The sequence below is a fragment of the Aliiroseovarius sp. F47248L genome, from assembly GCF_023016085.1.
Taxonomy (GTDB): Bacteria; Pseudomonadota; Alphaproteobacteria; order Rhodobacterales; family Rhodobacteraceae; genus Aliiroseovarius.
Genome location: NZ_JALKBF010000002.1, coordinates 109530 through 129272 on the forward strand (window position 1 = coordinate 109530; position 19743 = coordinate 129272).

Annotated in this window: 10 protein-coding genes; all 10 read left to right on the forward strand. The window is 58.6% G+C overall.

Translation table 11 applies throughout. The annotated features are described in order from the left end of the window. The first annotated feature begins 86 nt into the window (after positions 1–86). A complete protein-coding gene (locus MWU51_RS15920; protein WP_247039175.1) occupies positions 87–4532 on the forward strand; it encodes a MupA/Atu3671 family FMN-dependent luciferase-like monooxygenase in 4446 nt (1481 codons plus the stop codon). Between the two features lie 45 nt (positions 4533–4577). Then, positions 4578–10649, forward strand: a complete 6072-nt coding sequence (locus MWU51_RS15925) for a type I polyketide synthase (protein ID WP_247039196.1) — start codon at positions 4578–4580, stop codon at positions 10647–10649. Between the two features lie 120 nt (positions 10650–10769). Then, positions 10770–11240, forward strand: coding sequence for a DUF2946 family protein (locus tag MWU51_RS15930; RefSeq protein ID WP_247039198.1), 471 nt, complete (start codon positions 10770–10772; stop codon positions 11238–11240). 59 nt (positions 11241–11299) lie between these two features. Then, a complete protein-coding gene (locus tag MWU51_RS15935; protein ID WP_247039305.1) occupies positions 11300–13417 on the forward strand; it encodes a NosR/NirI family protein in 2118 nt (705 codons plus the stop codon). A gap of 23 nt (positions 13418–13440) precedes the next feature. Then, on the forward strand, positions 13441–15348 hold the full coding sequence (gene nosZ, locus MWU51_RS15940) for a TAT-dependent nitrous-oxide reductase (RefSeq protein WP_247039200.1): 1908 nt from the start codon (positions 13441–13443) through the stop codon (positions 15346–15348). 12 nt (positions 15349–15360) lie between these two features. After that, positions 15361–16623: a nitrous oxide reductase family maturation protein NosD gene (locus MWU51_RS15945; protein WP_247039307.1), complete on the forward strand. Its 1263-nt coding sequence runs from the start codon at positions 15361–15363 to the stop codon at positions 16621–16623. Next, the gene (locus MWU51_RS15950; protein ID WP_247039202.1) at positions 16613–17509 is read left to right on the forward strand and encodes an ABC transporter ATP-binding protein; all 897 of its coding nucleotides are present in this window, start codon (positions 16613–16615) and stop codon (positions 17507–17509) included. Before MWU51_RS15945 ends, MWU51_RS15950 begins: the two co-directional genes overlap by 11 nt. Further along, positions 17506–18327, forward strand: a complete 822-nt coding sequence (locus MWU51_RS15955; protein ID WP_247039204.1) for an ABC transporter permease subunit — start codon at positions 17506–17508, stop codon at positions 18325–18327. The genes MWU51_RS15950 and MWU51_RS15955 overlap by 4 nt, the downstream gene beginning before the upstream one ends. Further along, positions 18324–18842 (forward strand): nitrous oxide reductase accessory protein NosL, encoded by a 519-nt coding sequence (locus MWU51_RS15960; RefSeq protein ID WP_247039207.1) that lies wholly within the window; start codon positions 18324–18326, stop codon positions 18840–18842. The genes MWU51_RS15955 and MWU51_RS15960 overlap by 4 nt, the downstream gene beginning before the upstream one ends. Further along, a complete protein-coding gene (locus MWU51_RS15965) occupies positions 18839–19741 on the forward strand; it encodes an FAD:protein FMN transferase (RefSeq protein ID WP_247039222.1) in 903 nt (300 codons plus the stop codon). The genes MWU51_RS15960 and MWU51_RS15965 overlap by 4 nt, the downstream gene beginning before the upstream one ends. Positions 19742–19743: the final 2 nt, after the last annotated feature.

Here is a 19743-nt window from a genome sequence, read left to right on the forward strand (position 1 = left end):
AATGTCGTTGACTAAACCATCCAGACCGCGCGCGATAAGCTGGCCATAGTGGGGCCGGTGGTAATACCTGTTGTAGGAGTTCGATCGTGAAGGCTGTATTCTGTGGGGATGGGACGCTTCTGGCGCAATGCGCGGATGTGTTCGCAGAAAAAGGGCATCAGATCGCGGGGATTATGACCGACGATCCGGGCTTGCGTGCCTGGGCCGATCAGAACGGGCATCGCTGGGTTGGCACGCTGGACGATCCGCAGATGTCAGGGGTCACATGCGACTATCTATTCAGCATTGCGAACACCCGCCCCATTCCAAATGATCTGATCAACGTTGCAAGCCGTTTTGCCATCAACCTGCATGATGGTCCTTTGCCAGCGCGGGCTGGTGCCAATGTTCCATTCTGGTCGGTTTGGGAAGGGCAAAACACCCATGCGGTGACGTGGTACAGGCTGGGCACAGGCATGGTCGCCGAAACCGCCCTGAAGACCGTAAGTTTTGATATTTCCGAGGGCGAGACCACTTTCAGCCTGAACACAAGGTGCTACGAGGCTGCGCAGGAGTCGTTTGTCGATCTTCTGACCATGCTTGAGACTGGAACCGAACAGCAAGAGCCTTTGGGCGCTGCCGGCCGCGTTTATGACCGAACGGATCGTCCGACTTCGTTGGGTATTCTGGATCTCTCCCAATCGTCCGAGGCGCTTGGCCAATGCGTTCGTGCGTTGGATTTCGGCACAATGGCCAACCCGATCGGACGGGCCAAACTGTGGACGGGTCAACAGGTGGTGCTGGTCACGGGGTTTGAGGTTGGCGATGATGCCACTGCACCTGCAGGCACGGTCCTGGATACAAATGCCGACAGTCTGACCATTGCCACGGAGGATCATGAAGTGACGCTGTCCGGGCTGACCGATCTGGCGGGCGGATCGGTGGACCTTGCGTCATTGAAGGGTGCGCTTTTGCCAGTGGTTGAAGACCTGTCCGAAGACCTGTTGTCAGCCGTGGCAACGGGCGAAGATATGTGGCAGGCCGCCCTGCAAACCTGTGCACCTGCTGCTATCCCACCTTATCCGCGCGCACATCGTGCAGGGCAGGGGATGCAGATTGTGCCGCTTGAGGCCGCGCCTGTGGATGCCGATACTCTGCTTGCTGCATGGGCTGGCTGGGTTGCTGGGCTGACAGGGCAAGCGGCCGTGTCGTTGGCTTTGCCGACCCGTTCGCCACATCCCGCGCTTGCACAGACTTTGCCGATCACCCTTTCGGTTTCCGAGAGTATGAGCGGCACCGACCTTGTCGCGCGTGTGCAGGCAGCGCGACTGCAACATGAATCTTTCGCCCCGATGGCTGCCGATCTTCCTGCGCGAATGGGTGATGCTGCCTTGCGGGAAAACATCGCGCAGGCGTTGTCAGTGGCAGGTTGCGAAACGGATGCCATCCCTGAAGGTGCGGCGGTTGCGCTGACCGCTTCTCCGATGGGGCTACATTTGCGCGAAGGTCTGTTTGACGCCGATGTAGCAACCGCAATTGCCAAGGATTTCTCGGTTTTTCTGAGCACGTTTCAAACGTCGCCCGATGCGAATTTGACGACCCTGCCATTGGGGGCGCCCACACCTGCATTGCGGTTGGGTGAAGCGTTCGACAATACCAATCGTGTACACGAAGCCTTTGCCGCGCAGGTGATTGCGACGCCTGATGCCCCCGCGCTTGAGGTTGGCGAGGCGCAGTTTACCTATCGCGAACTGGATCACGCCGCCGACACGTTTGCAGCCGCCCTTGCCGAGCGTGGGGCAGGGCGGGGCAAGATTATCGGGCTGTGCCTTGAGCGATCTGCTGATCTGGTGATTGCGATGCTGGCGATCCTGAAGACAGGTGCAGCATATCTGCCGCTGGACCCGTCTTATCCAGCCGACCGCATTACCTATATGGTCGAAGACAGCGAGGCGCATTTGATTGTTGCTTCCGCGTCGGCTGCCGCGCGGCTGGGGCTGGATTCGAATAAGACGATCTTTCCGCAGGCCACCAGTGATCGTCCGTTTGACCTTGCGGGCACGTCGGAAGACCTGTTCAATCTGATCTATACCTCTGGCTCGACCGGGAAACCCAAGGGCGTGATGATCCCGCACAAGACGGTGATGAACTTCTTCACCGCGATGGATGAGGCGGTGCCGCTCACTCCGCAGTCGCGCATTCTGGGTGTCACATCGGTGTCATTTGACATTTCGGTGTTGGAAATTTTCTGGGTGTTGTCGCGGGGTGCGACGCTGGTCTTGCAAAGTGACGGGGCGAGCGAGACGCGCCTGCCTGATTTCTCGCTGTTCTATTTCGCGTCCGAGGCATCGGGGTCCGGCCATCACGCCTATCGCTTACTGCTGGAGGGTGCGCAGTTTGCGGATGAAAACGGGTTTCATGCAGTCTGGACGCCGGAACGTCATTTCCATGCTTTTGGTGGGTTGTATCCCAACCCAGCCGTTGCCGCCGCTGCGGTGGCAGGGATCACCAAAAACATCCAGCTGCGTGCTGGGTCTTGTGTTGTGCCATTGCACCACCCGGTGCAGATCGCCGAAGATTGGGCGCTGGTTGACAACCTGTCCAATGGGCGGGCCGGGGTCGCGCTGGCGTCGGGTTGGCAGCCCAATGATTTCATCCTGAATCCCACCAACTTCGCCGACCGGAAAGAGTCGATGCTGGAAAGCGTCGCGACTTTGCGCAAGCTGTGGCACGGCGAAACGATGAGTTTTGATGGCCATGACGGAAAACCTGTCGCGCTGGAAATCCACCCGCGCCCGGTACAGAAAGACATTCCGCTGTGGCTGACCGCCGCCGGCAACCCCGAAACCTTCGCTGCCGCCGCCAAGCTGGGCTGTGGCGTGCTGACCCACCTTCTGGGCCAAAGTTTTGAGGAGGTTGCCGAAAAAATCCGTGCCTATCGCGTGGCGTGGCGCGATGCGGGGCATGAGGGGAACGGCCATGTCGTTCTGATGCTGCACAGCTTTGTTGGTGAGGATGAGGAAACCGTGCGCAAGTTGGCACGCGAGCCGATGAAAAGCTATCTGCGCAGCTCGGTCGATCTGCTGAAAAAAGCTTCTTGGACGTCGCCTTTGATTGCGGAACGGGCAGAGGGCAAGGGCCTGACCCCGCAAGAGATGTTTGAGAAGGAAGAACTGTCGCCGGAAGACCTTGATGTGCTGCTGGATCACGCTTTTGACCGCTACTATCGCACCTCGGGCCTATTTGGCACACCCGACAGCGCGGGCGAGATTGTGCGTCGGGTGGCGGAAATGGGCGTGGACGAGATTGCCTGCCTGATTGATTTCGGCATCGACACCGATGTCGTTCTGGAAAATCTGCCCAACATCAAAGCACTGATGGTCAATTTGGAAAACGAAGGTGGGGTGGATCGCAAGGCGACGGTGGCCGAAGAAATCATGGAGCGTGATATCACCCACCTGCAGTGCACGCCGCCCATGGCGACTTTGCTGGCGGCGGATGATGCTGGCAAGATGGCGCTTCGGCATCTGGAGGTGATGATGGTGGGTGGCGAGGCGTTTCCACCCGACCTTGCCCGCACCATCCGCGACGCGATGTCCGGCACGCTTTTGAACATGTATGGCCCGACCGAAGCGACGATCTGGTCTTCGGTCGCCAAACTGGATCAGGTGGGCGACCGCATCCCGCTGGGTGATCCGGTCACGAACACAGTCCTGAGTATCCGGTCGCCTGGAGGACGCGAGTTGCCGGATCTGGTCGAAGGCGAACTTTGGATCGGGGGCGAGGGGTTGGCCGTTGGCTATTGGAAACGCCCCGACTTGACCGAAGAACGCTTCGTCGAAACGCCAGAGGGGCGGTTCTATCGCACCGGCGATCTGGTCCGGCGGCGGTTGGACGGCACGCTGGAATTCCTCGGCCGCATGGACACGCAGGTCAAAGTGCGTGGCTATCGGATCGAACTTGGCGAGATCGAAGCGACGCTTGCAGCCCAGCCCGGCGTACAGGACGTGGTGGTGAAGGCTATCAATTTTGGCCCATCAGACCAACGACTCGTGGGCTATGTTACTGCCGATGGGACAGGACTTGTGTCTGACGATCTGCGGACAGCATTGGCCGATGATCTGCCGGACTTCATGGTGCCCTCGATCATAGTGGCGATGGACCGGATGCCATTGACGCCAAATGGCAAGATCGACCGCAAGGCGCTGCCGGTGCCGTCGGTCGGCAATGTCTCTGGCAAGATCGAAAAGGCAGGGACCGAGGTTGAAGAAACCGTGGCTGACATCTGGAAAACAGCGCTTGATCTGCCCGAAGTGTCGGTGACCGAGAACTTCTTTGATCTGGGCGGGCATTCGTTGCTGGTCGTGCAGGTGCAGCGTCTGTTGAGAGAACGACTGCACCGGGATGTTGCGATCACCGACCTGTTTCGCTTCCCGACAATCCGTGGATTGGCCGCGCATTTGTCAGACGGCGGCGATGAAAAGAAAGAAACGGCGGCCAGTCGTGGCGCAGCGCGTGCAGCCGCACGGCTGGCGCGGCTGGGTCGGCGCTGATACGCTTTCAGGTAGAGGCGTGATCGGGGGGATGAGAATCAGCGCATGACGGCAGGCAATACCCACAACAGGATCGCCATTATCGGGCGGGCTGGGCGGTTTTCGTCAGCCCCGACAGTGCGCGACTACTGGCGGCTGTTGGCTGACGGCCGGTCGGGCGAAACGCGCCTGTCTGATGCCGACCTTCTGGCCGCTGGTGTGCCGCGCACGACACTTGCCGATCCCGGCTATGTGAAAGTGGCGCATGTTTTCCCGGACATGGAGTGTTTTGACGCAGGCTTTTTCGGGTTTTCGCCCAAGGAAGCATCGATCATGGACCCGCAACACCGCCACTTTTTGGAAACCTCATGGGAGGCGCTTGAAGACGCGGGCCACATGCCCGAAAATTTTGATGGGCGCATCGGTGTCTACGCCGGGTCGGGGATGCAGACCTATATGCCCTATAACCTGCTGTCCAACCCAGAGCTGTTGGACGAGATAGGGTATTTCCTGCTGCGACACACCGGCAATGACAAAGATTTCCTGACCACACGCCTGTCTTATCTGTTGAATCTGACCGGGCCGTCGGTGGCTGTGCAGACGGCTTGTTCGACATCGCTTGTCGCGGTCCACATGGCCGCGAACTCGCTTCTGAATATGGAATGCGACATGGCGCTTGCGGGTGGCGTGACGATCGAGCTGCCGCACCGGGTCGGGTACGGGTTCTCGCCAGGTGAAATCCTGTCGCCGGACGGATTGTGCCGCACGTTTGATGACGACAGTCAGGGCACTGTGTTCGGGTCGGGTGCTGCTATGGTTGTATTGCGCCGATATGACGACGCAGTTGAAGATGGCGACGACATCAAGGCGGTTATTCTGGCCAGCGCGATTAACAATGACGGGTCGGGCAAGGCCAGCTATCTTGCGCCCTCGGTCGATGGACAGGCGGAAGCCGCTGCCGAAGCGGTGGCGCTGGCCGGGGTCGACCCATCGTCGATCAGCTACATCGAAACGCACGGAACCGGCACGCCGATTGGTGACCCGATCGAGTTATCTGCGCTCGATCAGGTCTATGGTGACGCGCTCAAGGGTAGTATTGGCATCGGCTCGGTCAAAACCAATATCGGCCACACGGATACCGCGGCGGGCACGGCCAGTCTTATCAAGGTGGTCGAAGCACTGCGCCACAAATATCTGCCCGCCAGCCTGAACTTCACAACTCCGAACAAGCGCTTTGATTTTGACAGCAGCCCGTTTCAAGTGGTCGCTAAAGGGCGTGATTGGAATAGGGGCGAAGCCCCACTGCGCGCCGCTGTAAACTCGCTTGGCGTCGGTGGCACCAATGCGCATGTGGTGGTGGAAGAAGCACCGCCGCGTGCGGCTACCGCCGGTGATGGAAATTGGCAGCTGTTCCCGTTCTCGGCGCGCACTGATGCGTCGTTGGAGGCTGGGCGCACGGTGTGGGCTGACTTTTTATCAGATGCACCCTCAGCCAACGACATCGCTTATACTTTGCGAGAGGGGCGGCGGGCCTTCGGTGAACGTAGTGTCGTTGCAGCGCGTTCGGCCGACGAGCTAGCCGCGGTGCTTGATCAGGCAAACTCTGTCCTGGCGCGGCGCGCCAAAGCCACGGATGAACCGACACAGATTGTCTTTCTGTTCCCCGGCGGTGGGGCGCAATATCCCGGCGCTGGGGCAGGGATGTTAACGCAGTCAAAGGTATTTGCGGATGCGGTGAACGCCTGCTTCGCCGATTTGCCAGATACCGCGCCAAACGATCTTTATCGTGTGATGTTTGAATGCACGCTGGATGATACTGAAGCGCGCCGCAAACTGGGGCAATCCGGCTATGCGATCCCGGCGCTGTTCATTTTGGAATACGCGTATGCTGCGGTTTGGAAAGGCTGGGGGATCACGCCTGACGCGATCCTTGCGCACAGTGTGGGCGAATACGCAGGCGCAGTGGTTGCGGGTGCGATGACGCTGCGCGATGCGCTTGCCGTCGTGACCCTGAGGGGTCAGGTCATGGACGCCGCCCCAACCGGCGCCATGACGACCGTGCCGTTCCCCGAGGACGAAACCCGCGCGATACTGCCTGATAGTTTGGACATTGCGGCGATCAACACCGCAGAAACCACCGTCGTCTCTGGCACATTGTCCGAAATCGAGGCGTTTGAAAAGAAACTGGCTCGTGACGGGATCGAAGCGCGTCGCATTCATATCGACGTGGCGGCCCATTCGCGCCAGCTTGACGGACAGTTGGACCAATTCCGCTCAGGGTTTGAAGGCGTTCACTTTACCGCGTTGAACGTCCCGATGGTGTCGTCGATGCGCGGCGACTGGGCGCAGGGGGAAGATCTGATCAGTGCCGATTACTGGGTCCGTCATTTGCGCAACACAGTGCGCTTTACCGATGCGGTATCTGCCGCTCTTGATACCCCTAATCGAATTGTGATCGAGGTTGGGCCCGGCCAAACCCTTGGCCCGCTTGTTGAAGCGGCGGTCAGCGATCATCCGGCGGCTGCGATCCTGCCCAGTGCACCTGCGGTGACGGATACCACAGATGAATATGGTGCGGCGCTGGCGGCGTTTGGAGGACTATGGGCGGCGGGGCACGAGATTGATTGGTCGAAAGCCGTTGCGACGGCGGGTCAGCGGGTATCCCTGCCGACATACGCATTCGAAAAGCAAAGACATTGGATCGAACCCGGTAAAGGAGTCGGGGATCGTGCAGAGGACGATGTCCTGACAATTCCACGGATCGAAGACATTGATATGTGGTTCGAGAAGCTTGAATGGCAGACGGCGCCGCGAACGGGGCTTGCGCCGGATCTGTCGGGTCCATGGCTTGTCTTTGCCAATGATGATGTTCTGTCTGAAATGGTGCTGCGCGAATTGGGCACCGCCGGGGCGCAAGTGATCCGGGTGATGCAAGGGGATGCCTTTGCGACAATTGACGGTGGTTATACCCTACGCCCGGACTGCGCCGAGGATTATGACCAGTTGGGGCAGGCTATGGGAGAGGTACCGCCGCGCATCCTGTCGCTGTGGTCGCTGGCAGGCGGCAAATCATTTGAAAACGCCTATGACCTTGCGCGCATGTTGCAACAGACAGAAGTGCCGCCGGGCGCGCGGCTGGGCATTGCGACCTGCAATATAACCGCGCTTGCTGATCCTTCAGCGACTGCGCCCGAAAACGCCGCGTTACTGGGCGTGACCAGATCCGCCCCGCGCGAGGTGCCGGGGCTGGCTGCGGTGCTTGTTGATCTGCTACAGGACGGCGTGAATTGCGCCGCGCAACTGTTGGCCGAGGTGGCTGGAAGTGGCGCCGATGATCTGGTTGCGCTGCGCGATGGTGGCAAAAGGTTGGTGCGTCGTCGTGTACTTGCCCCGGCCCCCTCTCCGAACACGACAGAACTGCCAAAGCGCTTACGTCGAGGCGGCACGTATCTGATCACCGGTGGGACCGGGGGCATTGGTCGCCAGATGGCACTGTGGTTGGCGCAGACTGTCGGGGCAAATGTCGCGCTTTTGTCGCGTTCAGCCCAACCCGATCCAATGTTTGAGGCCAAGATCACTGCCGCCGGTGGCGCGCTTTTAATGGTGGCTGCCGATGTTACGGATGAAGCTGCTCTGAGCGATGCGATCAACAAAATTCGTGCCCGATTTGGCGATCTGAACGGGGTTATTCATGCGGCGGGTCTGCTGGATGACGCACCTTTGGCCGCGCGTTCTGCCGCGGATGCTGCATCTGTCATGGCCCCGAAATTGTTGGGCGGAGAGTTGTTGAACCGCCTGTTGCCTTCAGGCACGCTGGATGTGTTCGCAACGATTTCATCCACCTCGGTCGAGGTTGGGCCACCGGGACAGGTGGCCTATGTCGGGGGCAATGCTGCGGTGGATGCATTGGCCGCCTCACGTCCGGACGGACTATCAATCGCTTGGGGCACTTGGCGTGATAGCGGTATGGCCGCTCGGGCATATGGGCACGAGATGATCGGCGATGATAAAGGAATTCTGGGCCAACGCCACGAGGGTGAAGGGAAGTCTGTCGTTTTCCAGCGCGTGCTGGATCCTGAACAGAATTGGGAGCTGTCCGAACATGTCGTGGCCGGTCATCCCGTTCTGCCCGGCACTGCCTATATCGAACTGGCCCATGAGGCGGCGCGTCAGGTTCTGAACGGAAAGCCTTACGAAATCAACGCATTGTCGCTGGCCCAGCCGATGGTATTCAGTGAGGGATTGCCGCGTGTGATGCAAATCTCGCTGCGCCCCGTGCTGGATGGGTATGACCTGACGGTTGAAAGCCGTTTGGGCAGCGATGCGCAGATGACGGATCATGCGCAGATGCGGATCAGGATCGTGCGTGCGCAGGACCAATCTTTGCCGGAAGATTTGGTGCGCACCGCCGAGCTGTTGCCAATTGCGCGCGACACACGCAGCACCCAAGAGGATCTGATCGGGTTTGGACCGCGCTGGGACAGCGTGACCGATACCCGTCGCAATGCAGATGTGATCGAGGGGCATTTTCAGCTGCCCGATACGTTTGCCGATGATCTTGTGATTCACCCTTTGCATCCCGCCCTCTTGGATATGGCGGCGACATTCGGGCTTGGTCTGTTGGAGTTATCTGCGGACCACTCGATCTATGCCCCTATGTCAGCAGATCGTGTGCGCGTTTTCGCACCCCTGCCGGATCGGGTGATCAGTCGGGCGCGCAAAGTGGCCGAGACGCCGGGTTCATTTGTTGCTTTCGATGTGCTGATCACTTCTGAGGATGGCGCGCCATTGATGGTGATTGAACATTTGGCGTTGCGCGCGATTGATCGGGCGCAACTGTCCGTCGCCCCCAAGGCGGCGCGTCTGACCGATCAGCTTTTGGCGACCGGTATTCGGGATCACGAAGCACCAGCGGTCTTTGCCCGTGCCTTTACCCATCCGGCAAAGCATCTGGTTGTTTCGCCCACATCGCTGGACCTTGTGGCGCTGGCAATGGCTGAGGCGAACAAACCAGCCAAAGCGGGCGAAAAACGCAGTGGATCAGGTGGTAGGATTGCCGATCCGGTAGCGGCAAAGCTGGCAGGGATCTGGGCTGAGATTCTTGGGGTCGATGGGATCGGGTTGGATGATGATTTCTTTGACCTTGGCGGTCATTCGCTAAGCGCCGTGCGCATGTTCGGACGCATACGAAAGGAATACGAGGTTTCGTTGCCGCTGGCGACCTTGTTCGAAGCGCCGTCGGTTGCGACACTTGCAGCATTGGTGCGCGACAAGGCAGGGATCGAGGCGGTCGAGGGCACTGCTCCGGACACATCCGATGCGCAACGCAAGCCAAGTACCAAATCGTGGAGCCCGCTTGTCGTGATCACCAAAGGGTCCGAATACGTGCGGCCTTTCTATTGTATTCATGGGGCAGGGGGGAACATCCTGAATTTCCGGCCTCTGGCAGGCTTTTTGGACCCAAGCATCCCATTTGTGGGCTTGCGCGCGCTTGGATCCGACGGTGGATCCGAGGTCGACGAGACGATTGAGGCAATGGCCGAGCGCTATATTCGCGCGATGAGGGATTATCAACCGATCGGCCCCTACCGACTGTCTGGATATTCCGGAGGCGGCGTTGTGGCGTATGAGATGATGCGGCAATTGCGTGCAGCGGGCGACGAGGTTGAGACGCTGGTCTATTTCGACACTATCGCACCGCATATGTCGCACAAGCCCTTGTCGTTGGTGCAGAAACTGTGGGCAGCGCGCAAATGGGATATAGAGTTTGCTTTGGGTTGGCGCGAGCGCAGGCAGGGCCGCGACCAAGATCGCCGCAACGCCGAGCTGATCCGGCAACATTTAGCCGCTGGCGACCGTTTGCCCGACGAACTGATCGGACAGCGCATGACCGACGCCTTCGTGGACGCACAGACCCGATATGAAACACCAAGTCAGGATGCGACAGTCACATTGTTCAAGGCCCGAAAGGCGGGAACGTTGTTTATCGCCGCAGGACCAAATCTTGGCTGGGATCGCTATATTGATGGCCCAATCGACATACGCGAATTTGACTGCGACCATTTCACGATGATGACAGAGCCGGCAATTATTCAGATCGGTGATGTCTTAAATAAGTTATTGCTTCGGAAAGAGTAATTTCCTAAATCTGACCAAACGGTAAAAAGTTTCCTGTCACGACGATGTATGACTTAGATCAAGGAAGCGCGGCGTTCTATCCCGCACAACCTAGGCTGAAACGCGTAGAGGGATTCGGCAATGCGCCGTATGTGGCAGATGTTAAAGATTATTGTGGGGGCCGTTCGTCGGACCGTCAGCAATGCTGCTTTGACCGTGTCACTGCTGGCTTTGGTGTTGCAGCTTTTTACGTCGTCGATGGGTACTGCATCCAATGGGACATGGATCGAAATCTGTTCTGATTTTGGCACGGAATATGTGCAGGTGGATTTGTCGGATCCGACACTGCCTTCACCGGACGATTGCCACGATTGTTTTGATTGTGTGATGTGCGCCGCGTCGATGGCCGCATTGACGGGCACCAATCAGCCGCAGTTTGCGCCGATGCGCGATGTCGCAGGGATCGTATTTCTTAAACCGCAAATCATTGGTGTTGCGCTTAGACGCGCCTGGCCTGAAACCCGTGGCCCTCCAGCCGCGAACATAGATATAGCAGACTGCGCCACGTGCGCGATCATGGCGTCAATCCAAGAAAACGGAGGTGCGCTGTGACTGTAAAGCGCGCGATCTTTAACTGGCTCAGTGCCATTGTTGTGATCCTTTCCGGGGTCATGGCGGGCGAGGCAAACGCCGAAAGCCTTGCAAATTTCCTTCCCGACATTACGCCGTCTGAATTGGCCGAAGGCGCCGACGCGTTCGGCCCGATCCGCGAGGATGTGCCCGTTGCCCCGGTCCTTAAGGGTGGCGAGACGATCGCCTATGCCTTCCTGACCTCGGATTTCGTTGGCACGACAGGATATTCGGGCAAACCTATCCATGTGGTCGCCGCAATTGACGCGGATGCGATTTTGACCGGTGTGAAGCTCGTCAAGCACTCGGAACCGATCGTACTGATCGGCATCCCCAACTCGAAAATGATCAAGGTGACCGAAGGCTACAAGGGTCTTGACCTGAAAGCCGAGGTTGCCGCCGGCGGCACCGCGCATGATCTGGACATCATTTCAGGCGCGACCGTAACGATCATGGTGATTGACGATAGCCTTGTGCGCGCGGGCATCAAAGTCGCGCGCGGTCTGGGGCTTGGCGACTTGTCCCCGGCACAGGCCGAAGGGCCGAAACGCGAAGTGGACATGTCACAAGAGACCATATCTGACTGGACCACTTTGGCGGGCGACGGATCGGTGCGCCGCATGACGCTGGACGTGGGCCAAATCAACGCTGCGTTCGAAGAAACCGGCGATGCCCGCGCCATCAAGCGCCCGGCGAAAGGCGCGCCGGATGACACGTTCATCGACATGCATTTGGCATTGGTTTCGGTGCCGTCCATCGGCAAATCGTTGCTGGGCGAAGCGGAGTATGAGAACCTGACCGGTTGGTTGGAAGAAGGCGAACACGCAATCCTTGTGATGGGGCGCGGGACCTACAGCTTCAAAGGGTCGGGCTATGTCCGGGGCGGTATCTTTGACCGTATTCACATGATCCAGGGTGACAAGTCGGTTCGCTTCTTTGACAAGCAACACCTTCGGGTTGGTGCTCTGGCAACTTCCGACAGTCCCAGCTTTACCGAATTGGATCTGTTCAAAATCCCGGCCGAGGTTGACTTCAACCCAGCCGAACCCTTTCGTCTGCAATTGTTGGTGCAACGCGCAGTCGGGGCAATTGACAAGGCGTTCCTGACCTTCGATCTGGACTACAAGCTACCACAGGATTATTTGCTGCCAGTGGCCGCACCGGCACCCGTTCTGAACGATGCCGATGACGAAGCCGCCGCCAAGTCGCAACTGTGGAAGCGAATCTGGAAAGACAAATCGGTCGAGATCGGTATCCTTGGCGCGATGCTTCTGGTGCTGACAGGCACATTCTTCTTCCAGTTTCAGGCCACCGCGAACGCACGCGTCTTTTTCTGGTTCCGTATGAGTTTCCTGACCTTCACGCTGTTTTTCCTTGGCTGGTATGCCAATGCACAGCTGTCGGTGGTGAACCTGTTGGCGCTGGTGAATAGTCTGCGAAGTGGCTTCACATGGGACGCATTCCTGATGGACCCGCTGGTGTTTATCCAGTGGTTTGCGGTCGCCGCCGCACTGGTGTTCTGGGGTCGAGGAGCTTACTGCGGCTGGCTGTGCCCGTTCGGCGCATTGCAAGAGCTGACGAACCGCATCGCGCGGGCGTTCAAAGTGCCGCAATGGACCTTGCCTTGGGGTCTGCATGAGCGCCTGTGGCCGATCAAATACATGATCTTCTTCGGTTTGTTCGGGCTGAGCATGGTGTCGCTTTCCATGGCTGAACACTATGCCGAGGTTGAACCGTTCAAGACCGCGATCATCCTGAAATTCGTGCGCGACTGGCCGTTTGTGGTCTTCGCTGTCGCGATTATCGTCGCGAACCTGTTCGTTGAACGGTTCTATTGCCGCTATGTCTGCCCGCTGGGCGGTGCACTGGCAATCCCGGCGCGTATCCGCATGTTTGACTGGCTGAGACGCTACAAGGAATGCGGTAATCCTTGTCAAACCTGTGCAAATGAATGCCCCGTCCAGGCCATTCACCCGACAGGTGAGATTAATCCCAACGAGTGTGTCGACTGCCTGCATTGCCAGGTTCTGTATCAGTCGGCCGACAAATGTCCGGTCGTGATCCGCAAGCTGAAGCGACGCGAGAAGATCGGGGCGGCGGATCTGAATATTCCGCCCAGAAATCCACCGGCTAATCACCCTAATGCCAAGACGTCATAAGATCCTTGAAGGAGGTAAATACGATGACTGAAGAAACCAAAGACCTATCCATGACCCGTCGGGGCATGTTGGGGGCTGCCGCTACCACTGCGGTTGTCGCTGGCACCGGCGGTATCGGTGGCTCAATGATGACGGCGACCCCTGCACGTGCGGCGTCGGCCCTGAATCTTGAGCCCGGCGAGTTGGACGAATATTACGGCTTCTGGTCGTCGGGTCAGACCGGCGAGCTGCGTATCCTGGGCTTCCCGTCGATGCGCGAGCTGATGCGCGTTCCCGTGTTCAACCGTTGTTCGGCGACCGGCTGGGGCCAGACCAACGAAAGCATCAAGATCTTTGAAGACGGCATGTTGCCCGAAACCAAGGCGTTTCTGGCGGCCAACGGCAAACGCGTGCATGACAATGGTGACCTTCACCACCCGCACATGTCGTTCACCGACGGCACCTATGACGGTCGTTACCTGTTCATGAACGACAAGGCGAACACCCGCGTGGCGCGTGTTCGTTGCGACGTGATGAAAACCGACAAGATCGTGGAAATTCCGAACGCAAAAGCCATTCACGGCCTGCGTCCGCAGAAATTCCCGCGCACCGGTTACGTGTTTGCCAATGGCGAAGATGAAACGCCGATCGTGAACGATGGTTCGATCCTGGATGATCCCAGCCAATACGTGAACTTCTTCACCGCTCTTGACGGCGACACGATGGAGATTTCGTGGCAGGTGATGGTGTCGGGCAACCTTGATAACACCGACTGTGACTATCAGGGTAAATTTGCCTTCTCGACCTCTTACAACTCGGAAATGGGGATGAACCTTGCCGAGATGACAGAGAACGAATTGGATCACGTTGTTATCTTCAACCTTGCAGAAATCGAAGCCGGTATCGCTGCTGGTGATTTCACCGAAATGAACGGTGTGAAGGTGATCGACGGCCGGAAGGGTCAGAACAAGAAATACACACGCTACGTTCCGATCCCGAACAGCCCACACGGCATCAACACCGCACCAGATCAGCAGCACGTCGTTGTAAACGGCAAGCTGTCGCCGACATGCTCGGTTCTGGACGTGACCAAGATGCCCGCATTGTTTGACGAAGACGCTGACCCGCGCTCCTGCGTGGTGGCCGAGCCTGAACTGGGCCTTGGGCCGCTACACACAGCGTTTGACGGCAAAGGCATGGCCTATACCACGCTGTTCCTAGACAGCCAGATGGTTAAATGGGACATCGCGAAAGCCATCGAAGCCTATGCGGGTGCCGATGTTGATCCGATCATCTCCAAGGTTGATGTGCATTATCAACCGGGTCATAACCACACATCCATGGGTGAAACCAAGGAAGCCGATGGCAAGTGGCTGGTGTCGCTCAACAAGTTCTCGAAAGACCGGTTTATCAATGTCGGTCCTTTGAAGCCCGAGAACGAGCAGATCATCGACATCTCGACTGATGATATGAAAGTGGTTCATGACGGCCCGACCTTCGCCGAACCGCATGACGTGATCATCGTGCGTCGTGACATCGTGAATCCGGTTGATGTCTGGGATCGTAACGACCCGATGTGGGCCGAAACCCGTGCGCAGGCCGAAGCCGATGGCGTCGATATCGACGACTATATGGACACTGTTATTCGCGACGGCAACAAAGTGCGCGTTTATATGTCCAGCCAAGCTCCGACTTTCGCGCTTGAGACCTTCGAAGTGAACGAGGGTGACGAAGTCACAGTGATCATCACCAACTTGGATGACATTGACGACCTGACGCACGGCTTTACGCTGAACAACCACGGCGTCGCGATGGAGATCGGCCCGATGGCGACAGCCTCGGTCACGTTCACAGCCGCGAAACCCGGCGTTTACTGGTATTACTGCCAGTGGTTCTGCCACGCACTCCACATGGAGATGCGCGGTCGGATGTTCGTGAAACCGAAAGCCTAAACCATGCAAACTCTGCGCCTTCTTCTCACGGTTCTTTTCACGGTCTTGGCGGCACCTTTGGTGTCGGCAGCCGAACGGATTGTGCCAGCCGAAGATGGCGCACTTGCAAACGCCATCGCCGGGGCTGCCCCCGGCGATGTGCTGATCCTGGCACCGGGCCGCCATGCTGGCCCCGTGGTGCTCGACAAAACCATTACGCTGGACGGGCGCGGCAAGGCCGTGATCGACGCGGGTGGAACGGGGTCTGTCATCACGGTGACGGGTCCGGATATCGTCGTGCGCGGGCTTGAGCTGATTGGCTCGGGCAGCAGTCACGAAACCATCGACAGCGGTGTGCAGCTGACCAAGACAGCACGACGCGCGATTGTCGAAGACAATAGAATTCTGGGCAACCTTTACGGCGTGGACATTCACGGCGCGCGCGACAGCATCGTGCAGCGCAATGTCATTGAAGGCCGTCAAGATCGCCATATGAATGCACGCGGCAACGGCGTTTACGTTTGGAATGCCGCAGGTGCGCAGGTGTTGAACAATGACGTCCGGTATGGCCGTGACGGCATCTTCGTCAACACCTCGAAAAAGAACCTGTTCAAGGGCAACCTGTTTCGCGATCTTCGCTTTGCGGTACATTATATGTATGCCGACCGAAGCGAAGTGTCGGACAATGTCTCAATCGGTAACCACCTTGGTTATGCGATCATGTTCACGACCCATGTGAAGGTACTAAACAACGTCTCGATCAACGACCGCGACCACGGCGTCATGCTGAACTATGCCAATGACAGCGAATTTGTCGGCAACTATGTCAAGAACGCCTCTGACCGCTGCACGTTCCTCTACAACGCTAACAAGAATGTGTTTACCGACAACTGGTTCGAGGGGTGCGATATTGGTATCCACTTCACGGCAGGGTCCGAGCGCAACCGCATCGTCGGCAACAGCTTTATCGGCAACCGCACGCAGGTGAAATACGTGTCGACCAAGTGGGTCGAGTGGTCCGAGGACGGGCGCGGCAATTACTGGAGCGACTTTGCCGCCTTTGACGTGGATGGCGATGGCATCGCGGATGCGCCATATCGTCCCAACGACAGTATGGACCATGTGCTTTGGACCCAGCCTGCCGCAAAACTTCTTCTCGGGTCTCCGGCCGTGCAACTTGTGCGCTGGTCGCAATCCGCCTTTCCGGCACTTCTGCCCGGCGGCGTGATCGACTCGAACCCTCTTATGCAGGCCGTGAAACCGGCTGCGAGCGCAAAGGTGCCTTATGACGGATAATGCCCTGACCATTGAACATGTCCGCAAGGACCGCGGCAAGACGACCGTTCTGAATGATGTATCACTCAGCGTGTCCGCCGGCGAACGGGTGGCCTTGCTGGGTCACAACGGGGCGGGAAAATCGACCCTGATCAAAACCATTCTTGGCCTTACACCACTCACGGATGGCCAAATTCGCGTCGGTGACGCGAAGCCCGGAAGTGCGGTTGCCCGCCGCACGACCGCGTATTTGCCGGAAGCTGTCAGCTTTCATCCGGCACTGACGGGGCGCGAGCAGTTGCAACTGTTCGCCCGTCTCGATGGGCAGAAGGCCGATGTGGCCGGATTGCTGGATCGCGTTGGTCTGGGCGATGCGATGGACCGACGGATTGGCGCGTATTCCAAAGGGATGCGGCAGCGGCTGGGGCTGGCGCAGGTGCTGCTGGGCAATCCAAAAGTGGCGCTGCTTGATGAACCCACCAGTGGGCTGGATCCCATTTCGCGCCAAGATCTTTATGCAATCATTGACGAACTGGCCGCCAATGGCACCGCCGTTCTGATTGCCAGCCACGCTTTGACCGAGGTTGAGGCCCAAACCGACCGTATCGCCATTCTGCGCAAAGGTGTGAAGGTGGCAGATGACACGCTGCAGAGCCTTTCGGCGCAGGCTGGTTTGCCGACCAAGCTGCGCATTCGTGCTAGCGGTGATCATGCCGATCAGGTTGCCCAAGCCACGGGCGGAACGCGGATCAACGGCGTCGCCGTTGAAATCCTGTGCACCCCAGATCGTAAGATGGAGGCGCTGCGCCGTGTCGCCGCCATGGGCGAGGTGATCACCGATATCGAGATGACGCCGCCGCGTCTTGAAGACCTGTATCGCCATTTCGCCAAGGAGGGTGCGCAATGACCCGCTTCCTGTCCATCGCTTCGACCGAAATGCTGATCCTGCGCCGCAACCGATGGCTGTTGATGGCGACCGTGATCATGCTTCTATTCGCACTGGCGCTGACCTTTGCGGGCAGCGCGCCGACCGGGTCGGTCGGCGTTGATATGCTGACCGTGTCCGTGACCTCGATGACCACGCTGTCGGTCTATCTGGCCCCACTTCTGGCGCTGATGATTAGCTTTGACGCCATCGCGGGTGAAGCCGAGCGCGGCAGTCTGTCGTTGCTTCTATCTTATCCTGCGGGGCGTGGGGAAATCCTTCTGGGCAAGTTCGCCGCCCATCTGGCTGCACTGGCCTTTGCCATGACCATCGGGTTTGGTGCGGCGGGTGCAATTGCCGCGTGGTTCGGCGGGGCAGGGGCAGATAGCCTGATGGCTTTGGCACGTCTGATCGGCACCTCGATCCTGCTGGGTGCGGTTTTTCTGGCTCTTGGCTATCTGGTCTCGGCCCTGTCACGCAGCGCGACCGCAGCGGCGGGCCTGTCGGCGGGGCTGTGGCTTGTGTTTGTCGTCCTATACGACCTTGGCCTGTTGGGGGCGGTGGTGATGGATGGCAGCGGCACCTTCACGCGATCCATCTTTCCGTGGCTGATGGTCGCCAACCCGGCGGATGCGTTCCGGGTGTGGAACATCTCGGCCTCGGACGGCGTGGCGATGGCATCGGGCATGGTGGGGGCGGCACAGGCATTGCCTGCATGGGCGGCACCCTTGTCGCTGATCCTGTGGCCGCTTCTCGCCTTCGCTTTGGCGCGGGCTGCCTTTAAAAGGGTTGAGCCATGAAGCGCCTGATCTTTCTAAGCCTTCTGGCGTTGATTGCCTGCAACGAGGAAGAGGCAAAGGCCCCGCCGCCTCCCACAGACATATCCGAACAGGCGCTGAGCTATTTCTGCCAGATGAACGTTGCCGAGCATGGCGGCCCCAAAGGGCAGATCCATCTGGACGGCCACCCGGCGCCACTGTTTTTCGCGCAGGTGCGTGACCTTGTCGCCTATCTGAAAAGCCCCGAGCGTGAGGCGGACATCACCGCAATCTATGTCAGCGACATGGGCGTTGCGCAAAGTTGGGCCGATCCCGGCAAAGGCAACTGGATTGCCGCCGAAGATGCGATATATGTTGTTGGCGCGGATGTGGCTGGCGGTATGGGCGCACCCGAGATTGTGCCATTCGCCAACACCGACGACGCGGCTGTGTTCATTGCGCAATATGGCGGTGACACACATAGGCTGGACACCATTCCTGACGACGCAGCCCTTGGCGCCGTTGATTTGAACAAGACGTTGGAGACACCTTCATGAGCATCCTGAACCGCCGTCGTTTTCTGGCCATCTCGGCCGCCGCGTTGGCGGTTCCGACAGGTGCAGCCGCTTCCACACCCGTCGCCCGCTGGACGGGCTATGCGCTGGGTGGCCCAGTGTCGATGCAACTTGTCGGCGTGGCCCAACCAGATGCGGACGCGATTTTCACCAAGGTCGAAGCTGAACTGAACCGGCTTGAGGATATTTTCAGCCTGTATCGCAACAATTCCGAACTGTCACGCCTGAACCGTTTTGGCACGCTGGGCGATCCTTCCGCCGAGTTTTTGCATGTGCTTAGCGCCTGTGCCAGCTTGCACGCGACCAGCGAAGGACAGTTTGACCCAACCGTCCAACCGCTTTGGCTGGCAATCGCGAATGATGCAGGTGATGATGCAATCGCGGCGGCAAAATCGGTTGTGGGTTGGTCGAATGTAAGTTTTGACGCCAATCAGATCAGCTTGCCGAAAGGCGGAGCGCTGACCCTGAACGGGATTGCACAAGGGGCCGTGACTGACCGCATCGCCGCCCTTCTGCGTGGCCAGGGTTTGCATGATGTGTTGGTCGATATGGGCGAGATCGCCGCGTTGGGGCAGGGGCCGAACGGGCCGTGGTCCATTGGTGTTGCCAAGACGGACGGAACGTTGGTTCATCGTCTGACTGCAACGGATCGTGCGATAGCAACTTCGGTGCCGACAGCGATGGAAATTGGCGGCGCGCAGGGGCACATTCTGTCGCCGACCGGCAGCGCGGCAGTGCAGGCACTTGTGTCTGTTTCGGCCCCGACTGCGATGATTGCGGATGGGCTATCAACTGCGTTGTGTCTGGTTGATGAAGCCACGGGTGAAAACATTATTGCGGCTTTCCCCGATGCCAAGATCGAGGTCATCACCAGCGCCTGATT